General features: G+C 60.4%; 5 protein-coding genes and 1 pseudogene. 3 read left to right on the forward strand and 3 right to left on the reverse strand.

The features are described from left to right. A pseudogene (locus tag NW857_RS07450) lies at positions 1–800 on the reverse strand (hypothetical protein); the annotation flags it as partial. After that, positions 797–3,682 (reverse strand): helicase-related protein, encoded by a 2,886-nt coding sequence (locus tag NW857_RS07455; protein ID WP_414368511.1) that lies wholly within the window; start codon positions 3,680–3,682, stop codon positions 797–799. The pseudogene NW857_RS07450 and the gene NW857_RS07455, both read right to left, overlap by 4 nt. A 595-nt stretch (positions 3,683–4,277) precedes the next feature. Here NW857_RS07455 and NW857_RS07460 point away from each other — a divergent pair. The 3 genes from NW857_RS07460 (at position 4,278) to gap (ending at position 6,457) form a co-directional block, all read left to right on the forward strand. Then, positions 4,278–4,613 (forward strand): hypothetical protein, encoded by a 336-nt coding sequence (locus NW857_RS07460; RefSeq protein WP_414336710.1) that lies wholly within the window; start codon positions 4,278–4,280, stop codon positions 4,611–4,613. A gap of 129 nt (positions 4,614–4,742) precedes the next feature. Next, complete coding sequence (locus NW857_RS07465; protein ID WP_414334241.1) at positions 4,743–5,258, forward strand: Crp/Fnr family transcriptional regulator; 516 nt, start codon at positions 4,743–4,745, stop codon at positions 5,256–5,258. Between the two features lie 179 nt (positions 5,259–5,437). Next, positions 5,438–6,457, forward strand: coding sequence for a type I glyceraldehyde-3-phosphate dehydrogenase (gene gap / locus NW857_RS07470; RefSeq protein WP_414336712.1), 1,020 nt, complete (start codon positions 5,438–5,440; stop codon positions 6,455–6,457). On the opposite strand, the gene NW857_RS07475 is transcribed toward gap, so the two are convergent. Continuing rightward, on the reverse strand, positions 6,442–7,044 hold the full coding sequence (locus NW857_RS07475; protein WP_414368512.1) for a 2'-5' RNA ligase family protein: 603 nt from the start codon (positions 7,042–7,044) through the stop codon (positions 6,442–6,444). The two genes, gap and NW857_RS07475, sit on opposite strands and share 16 nt — an antisense overlap. Positions 7,045–7,310: the final 266 nt, after the last annotated feature.

The raw sequence follows: 7,310 nt of genomic DNA on the forward strand, positions 1-7,310 counted from the left end.
CGCAGGTGGGAGTTTTTGGGATGGGCAAGAAAACCCTTGGCCAGGCCCTTGAGGCACTCTTCCACCCCATCCCGCAGCCGCTCGCGGACTCGCCCCCCCTGTTCCAGAGCCTGCTGGTAGTACTTCTCCAGCCAACACTCCCGCGCCTGCTCTGCCTTTTGGGGCAAACGGCTGCGGTGCAGCAGGCGAAACAGGATGGCAAAGTCGTTAAAGCGCTGCTCCTCTAGGATCTGCTGCAGGTCAAACTCCACATAGGCCTGCCGGCGCACAAAGGTGCTGTCCCGCAATAGACGGAGGGTCAGCCCGTTGGTGACGATGCCCCAGAGGTGCTCGCTGCGGTTGAGATACTCCTGCAGCAGTGAGTGAGGGGCTAGACGCGGCCTGCCGGTGGAAGCCAGCCGCCCCAGCTCCTGGCGTACCCCCACAATGTGCACCGGCGGGGCATCCTCTGCTTCGCCGGCGCGGTGCGAAATGGCAAAGGTAGCACCGTCCAGCTCATGGGCCCGTGGGTTGTAGCGCAGCTCGTAGCCCAGAAAGCTAAGAAAGGGAATAACCCAGGCATCGCGGGTAACCGACGTGGCCGGATCCCCTTCCGGCAGACGGGCCAGCCGGCGGCGGAAAACTTCCCACTGGGTGCGGGCCTCGGCAAAGACGCTGGCAATTTCTTCCGTCAGGCTGCGCTTGTCTTCTAGCCCAAAGTCTTTCGGCTTCTGGCCTGACAGCTCGCCAGCCAAAAGCTGCTCCAGAATGTCCGGCCCCAAGAGGCCCCCTTCAAGGCGTACAGCAGGAAATTGGCTCATCTGGACAGCAGAGGTTGTAGGACAAGAATTCCCAGCAGATCGGGGGGAAACTGCGGCTTAACCTCCAGCCCGCGCACGCGCTGGGAGATGGCCTGTCGGATGCGCTTGTGGGCCTCAGCCAGCTCGCCAGCTCGCTGGAAAATGGCCTCCCGGATCCCTTGCTGAAGGGGGTGTTCTAGACCCCAGTTTTCTGCAGTCGGCGGCCAGGGGCTGAGGCTGTCTAGCACCTGCTGCACCAACTCCTGCTTTTCTACAAGCGGCAGGTTGGCATCTGGCTTGGCTGCGGCCAAAAGCTGGAGCGCTGCCCTACTTTCCAGCCAGCGGGCTTCGCCTCTTTCTAGGCCAACCCCTCCCAGCACCAGCACCTCCTCCGCTAGCAGAGGCTGAGCCAGCGGCTGCTCCACTAGGTAGCGCACCCGCAGCAACAAGAGGGTGGTGAGCGCAGCCACAGCCCGTGTCCGAATGACCCCGCAGCGGGAGACGACGGCCTCTTCAGGCTTATCTAAGGCCTTCTCTAACAAAAAGTGGGCCAGGGCAGCGATGAGGCGGTGGTTGCGGCCAACGTATTCCGCTCCTTCCGGCGTGGGGGAGATGAAGCTAATCCGCCACTGTCCACCCTTGGGCTGGGGCAGGACTGAACGAATGGCCTCCGGCAGGGTTGCCGTGCCCTCCTGGCTGAGGTTGACCCGGAAGACTCCAGACTGCCGGTCAGGGATCACAGCCAGGCCTAGGCGCTGGGCAGCAGTTAGAAAAAATTGCTGCACGGCCTGCGGATCCCCCAGCACAGCGTCTGTGGCCTCCAGTTCCCGCTGCACTTCTTCCGGCTTGAGGGATCGCTGGGCAAAACGGGTGCGGTTGCGCCGCTCCTGCTCAGCAGAGCGATCCCACTGGGCGTGAAACTGGCTCACCTCTGCCATCCCCAGATCCAGCGCCAACTGGCGCTCCCCTGAGCCGGATCCCTGGCGCAGAAAAAGGGCCTCCAGCACCGCCTGGGTAACGCTTTCACTCGCTTCGGGCACAGGCACGTGGGTGCCAAGGGTGCGGCGGATTTCCCGCGCCTTGTCCAGCAGCACCTGCAGCACCGCACCGTCCACAGGGTTATCCCGCCCGAAAAAGCGGACGACCTTGACCCGTTCGGCCCGTTGGCCATAGCGATCCACCCGCCCCTCCCGCTGTTCCAGCCGGTTGGGGTTCCAGGGCAGGTCGTAGTGGATGACGGCTGTAAACTTTTCCTGCAGGTTGATCCCTTCCGAGAGGCAGTCGGTGGCCACCAGCACCCGTGGCTGGTCAACGGCAATTTCCGCAATCTTGGCCTCCCGTTCCTCGTCGCCCATGCGGCCGGTTACGCAGGCTACCTGAGTTGCGGATCCCAGGTGCTGCCGAAGGTGGTCGGCAAGATACCCTGCTGTGGCCACATAGCGGCACCAGAGAATGGGGTGAAAGCCCTCGGCGAGGAGCCGCTTCACCAGCTCGATGGCCCGCGCCAGCTTGGTGTCTTGGTCTACGCCGTGAAGTTGGTGGGCCAGACGGGCAAGCTCCCGCAACCGGCGGCGGTCGCTGTCGGGCAGAGTTTGCTCTGCAGCTTCAAGAGCTGGCAGCGGTAATTCGTCGTCAGTACGCTCTTGTCCCGACTCGAACACCCAGCGGCTAAAGCTCTCCTCAGCCTCTTCTTCCCGAGAGCCTGCGCTGCGATTGGCCAGCGCCGCCAGAGCCGCTGCCGGACTGGACATGACACAGCGCAAAAGAGCCAGCGCCCCCCAGTAGCGTACGCGCCGCCGCCGCTGCTCCATCTGCTGGCCGGTGCGCACCAGCTCCGAGCAGAAGGCATAGGTGCGCTCAAACAGCTCGCGGTAGCAGCGTGAAAGGTCATAGGTCTCATCTTCAGCTTCCCGGGTTGGGAAGCAGGCGGTTTCTTGCCAGGTCTCCTTGATGTCCCGCCGTGTGCGCTGGACAAAGTGACGGGCCAGCTCGATGCGCTGGTTCTCCTTGAGATCCTGAAGGTCCCACTCCTCGAACTCCGGCCGCAGCAGCCCCAGCAACGACCGGAAGGCCTCTGGGATGCCGCTGTGGGGAGTAGCCGTCAGCAGGATTAGGTGGCGGTTGGGCGCTTGGGCAATAGCTCTCAAAAGAGCATGCCGCTCCTGCTGAGCTCTGCCGGAACTGGCCGCTGCCGCCCCGTGCACTTCGTCGGCAATGATCAGCTCAGGACAAAACTGCAGAAATTGAGGGCGGTTGCGCTCCGTTTTAACAAAATCAATGCTGGCCACCTGCACCGGGAAGTATTCGTAGAGATTTTGTCCCGGCGGGGTTTGCCGCTCCAGTTGCCCTACCGTCCCCGACCGGATAACTACCGGCTCGAGGTTAAACTTTTCCGCCAGCTCCCTGGCCCACTGCTCGCACAAGTAAGGCGGGCAGAGGACACAAAAGCGGCGGATCTCGCCGCGATCCAGAAGTTCTCTGGCTATCAGCAGCGCTTCAATGGTCTTGCCCACTCCCACATCATCGGCAATAAATAGCCGCACCGGATCAAGGCGCAGCGCCATGAGCAACGGCACAAACTGGTAGGTTCGTGGCCGGATGGAGATGCGGCCCAGCGAGCGGAAGGGAGTGGCGCCCTCGCGCAAGATAAGGCGCGCTGCCTGCCAGAGGAGATGGGCGGCTGCAGCATCGGCAACTTGGTCGGCGCGGGGCAGCGGGAAGAAGGCCGGCTCGATGCGCTCAAAGGGCAAGGTGCCGCCTATGAGGTTCATCAGTTGTCGGTGAAGGCAAATCGCGTCCTCTGGCCTGCCAGTAAGGGGCCGCAGCACTACCCCTTCTTCGGAATCAGCGGGGAGCACCACCCACTCGCGCTCGCGGCAGCGGACAATCGAACCAGGCTGCATCGATTGGGATCCCTATGAGCGACTCACCTTCCTTTACCGCATCTTTGCCGCTCTTTGGGGTAACTGCCGAACTTCTTCGGCTTTTTCGGGGGCGCTGACCTTAGATTTGCCTCTTACAGGCCAGGGATCCCATCCCCTTTCCCTGGCCCTCATCAATAAGTTAAGAATGGGCAAGTTTGACACTCCCACCGCCTAAAGGCAGGGGATTCTTACGCAGTTCAAAAATGAACTCGTAAAGGCGCTGTCAAGACACCTCTAGACAGAACCTTGAGGCAAAGCCCCAAGGTTCTGCTTACTTTTCTGATCGCATTCTGATCGCATAAGCAGGACGGAGTCCTTGCAGGTTGGCTGAGACGTTAGTATCTCCCGGACGCTTGCCACCGGTCGGGTTTTTCACCGTTTTAGGGGCTCGCCTGGGAACGGCACGTCTCGGTGACAACCATACCATTGATGAGCAACTAAAGTTGCTTACGGGCTTTTCCGCCCCGCACTAAAGTACGGGGCTACCAAGCTATCCCTCTGTGTGTTACGCTTAACTCGCTAGGGAGTATGTTGCGACCTTTCCGGTGCCGGTTCCAAATTCCAGGGTGGGCAGATGAGCGACGAACAGTTGGATGATTTGCAGGAGGCTATGAGCACTGCTGGTCGATCGATCAAAAAAGCGGCCCGACGTGGAGCCTATGAAACTGCCCAGACAGTAGGAGAGGAGCGACGGCGCATCCGTATTCGCACCCTGGATGGCACCGATATTCGCGGCGAGGTATTCCTAGAAGGGACGAAGTTCGAGCGACGGGTTTCCAGCCTGCTCAACGACGAGCGCACGTTTGTCCCCTTAACCGACTCGGAAATGTTCATCAACGGACACCGCGTCGCCCATGCCGACTTTATCTGCGTCAACAAAAACGCCATTTCCTACGTTCTGGAAGAATAGCCTGGCTTGAACCGTCAATCGAGTCGTTTGGGTTGTCCCCCAACCTCTGGGGTGGCTCTCTCCCGATACGATGTCAGCGGCGGTAGGATGAAACAGAGCTGGCCCCAAGCACTTCCAGCCGCTTGCCCGATGAGCAGCACCCGTTATCCGTTTGAGCGTGTTCGCGACCACTTGCTCTTTCAGTCCTTGGCAGATGCTGAGTGGAAGGCATTGACGGCTGCCCTACTGCCCAGTCGCTTTTCTCCCGGCCAGGTAATCTTCCAAGAAGGGGATCCCAGCAGCGACCTGTACGTAGTTCTCAGCGGGATCGTGGAGCTGCGGCGCCAGTACATGCGCTATCCCGGCGATTACTGGCTGGCAACACTGCATGCTGGGCGCGTGTTTGGAGAACTTTCCTTGCTGACGGGGCGGCGGCGCTCCTTTACCGCAGTGAGCCTAACCGAGGTGCAAACCCTGCGCCTCTCCAGCGAAGGGCTGCTCCTATTGCCCCTGGAAGTCCAGGTGAAGCTTTACCGCGCCTGGACCCAGATCATCGGCGAGCGCCTCTTTTGGCTCGACAGCATGTTCGCAGATCTCCTGGAACAACGGGGGGCGGAAAATGTCGCCTCGGCTATGGCCCTGCTGCAGCAGCGCTATCCTGCTTGAGGAAAAAGAACCCCTGCCGGCAGGCTGGGATCCCTAGAATCAAGGTTCTGGCGCTCCTACAAAGAAGCCAAAAATCAAGCGGTGGGATCCCAAATTTTATCTTCAGAATAGCCAGGGCTTGCGGTATTATGTGCTAAGCAGCAGCTCCCGAAGCATTTCAAGCAGCGAGGTTAAGAGCAGTGGTCAGGGTAGCCATCAACGGATTCGGTCGCATCGGTCGCAACTTTTTGCGTTGTTGGCTGGGGCGCTCCCAGTCCAACTTGGATATTGTTGCCATCAACGACACCTCAGACGCTCGCACGGCTGCCCATCTGCTCAAGTACGACTCCATCCTCGGGCCGCTGCAAGGGGCGGAAGTAGAGGCCGCCGAGGGTGGCCTGCTGGTTAACGGCAAGCATATCCACGCCGTTTCCGATCGCAACCCCAGCAACCTGCCCTGGAAAGAGTGGAAAGTGGATCTTGTTATTGAGGCCACAGGTGTTTTTGTAGACTACCAGGGTGCCTCTAAACACATAGAGGCGGGAGCCAAGAAGGTGGTGATCACGGCTCCGGCCAAGGGAGGCGACATCCCTACCTTTGTGTATGGCGTTAACCAACACACCTATGACCCGGTGCGGCACAACATTGTCAGCAACGCCAGTTGCACCACCAACTGCCTTACCCCCCTCCTCAAAGTGCTGCTGGACAAGTTCGGCGTCCTGCGGGCTACGATGACCACCACCCACAGCTACACCGGCGACCAGCGGATTTTGGATGGTGGCCACCGCGATCTGCGACGGGCGCGGGCGGCGGCGCTGAGCATGGTGCCCACTACCACCGGGGCGGCCAAGGCAGTAGCGCTGGTGATCCCCGAACTGAAGGGCAAGCTGAACGGGGTGGCAGTACGGGTTCCCACGCCCAATGTGTCGCTGGTGGACTTGGTGGTGCAAACAGAGCGGCGTGTGATTGCCGAAGAGGTGAACGCGGCTCTCAAGGAAGCTTCAGAGACCACGATGAAAGGGATCATTGCCTACTCCGATATCCCCTTGGTCTCCATCGACTATCGCGGCCACGACTGCTCGGCGATTGTGGATGCGGAGATGACCAGTGTGCTGGACGGGGATCTGGTGAAGGTGATGGCCTGGTACGACAACGAGTGGGGCTACTCGCAGCGGGTGCTGGATCTGGCTGAATACATGGCTGCTCACTGGGTTGAGTAGGCTGTTGTTTCCTGTCTCAATCCCTCAGAGGCGGAGAGGGAGAATTCGGCAAAAACTTGCCAGCGCTTGCCGTCATGGCTGAGGAGGGTGAGAGCGGAGGCGAGAAAGGATCCCTGGAAAGGGCGAGTTTTGAACTGTGGCCAGGCGGTGCGAAACTGGGCCGGGCTGAGATCCCGAAAGGCCACAGTCATGTGGGGGACAAAGGGACGAGCTGGGGTAGGGGCTGGCTCTGGCTTAAGCAGCAGATTCACGTGGCGCTGTGTCTTGGCCTGGAGCTGTTGCAGCTCAGGGGAGGGCTCGACGTGGATATAGATAACCCGTGGCGCGAAGGCACCGAAGCCGCGGAGCTCAACGGCAACCGGAGCCTGCTCCTTGGCAAACTCTCCCAGGGATCCCGTCAGGGCTGGCAGCTCGGCAGTGGGCCACTCGAAAGGAGGCACCAGGGTAATGTGAGGGGGCGAGCGCAGGGCTGCGCGGCTGGCAAATTGCTCGGCAAACTGTTGTTTGATGGCGGTCACTTGCTCCTGCAAGTCTGCCGGGGGTAGGAGGGCGAGAAACAGCCGCTGTTGGGGAGCGTCGTTCACCATTGCCGGACAGGTGAGGGACCTGTATTATCCAGGCTAGGACAGCCCAGCCCCAGACCTCTACCCCATTCCCTAAGGGTCAGAGGGTTTGTCGGGATGCCCGGCATCTTCTTTAGCCACTCATATTCTCATATAATTATCTAGCGATTATCTAGTAGCAGTAGGCTAGAGGGATCCTCTATGACCCAGCTTTCCGCTCCCGTTCCCACGCCGGCAACCGCATCTTCAGAACCTCAGCCGGCTCCGCTTCCGTCTTACCATTGGCATCT

This window comes from Synechococcus sp. H55.9 (genome assembly GCF_047462355.1).
Lineage (GTDB): Bacteria > Cyanobacteriota > Cyanobacteriia > Thermostichales > Thermostichaceae > Thermostichus.

Excerpts from the sequence above, each read along its gene's own strand:
- NW857_RS07455 (WP_414368511.1), bottom strand. The coding sequence starts at position 3,682 with ATGCAGCCTGGTTCGATTGTCCGCTGCCGCGAGCGCGAGTGGGTGGTG.
- NW857_RS07460 (WP_414336710.1), top strand. The coding sequence starts at position 4,278 with ATGAGCGACGAACAGTTGGATGATTTGCAGGAGGCTATGAGCACTGCT.
- NW857_RS07465 (WP_414334241.1), top strand. The coding sequence starts at position 4,743 with ATGAGCAGCACCCGTTATCCGTTTGAGCGTGTTCGCGACCACTTGCTC.
- NW857_RS07475 (WP_414368512.1), bottom strand. The coding sequence starts at position 7,044 with ATGGTGAACGACGCTCCCCAACAGCGGCTGTTTCTCGCCCTCCTACCC.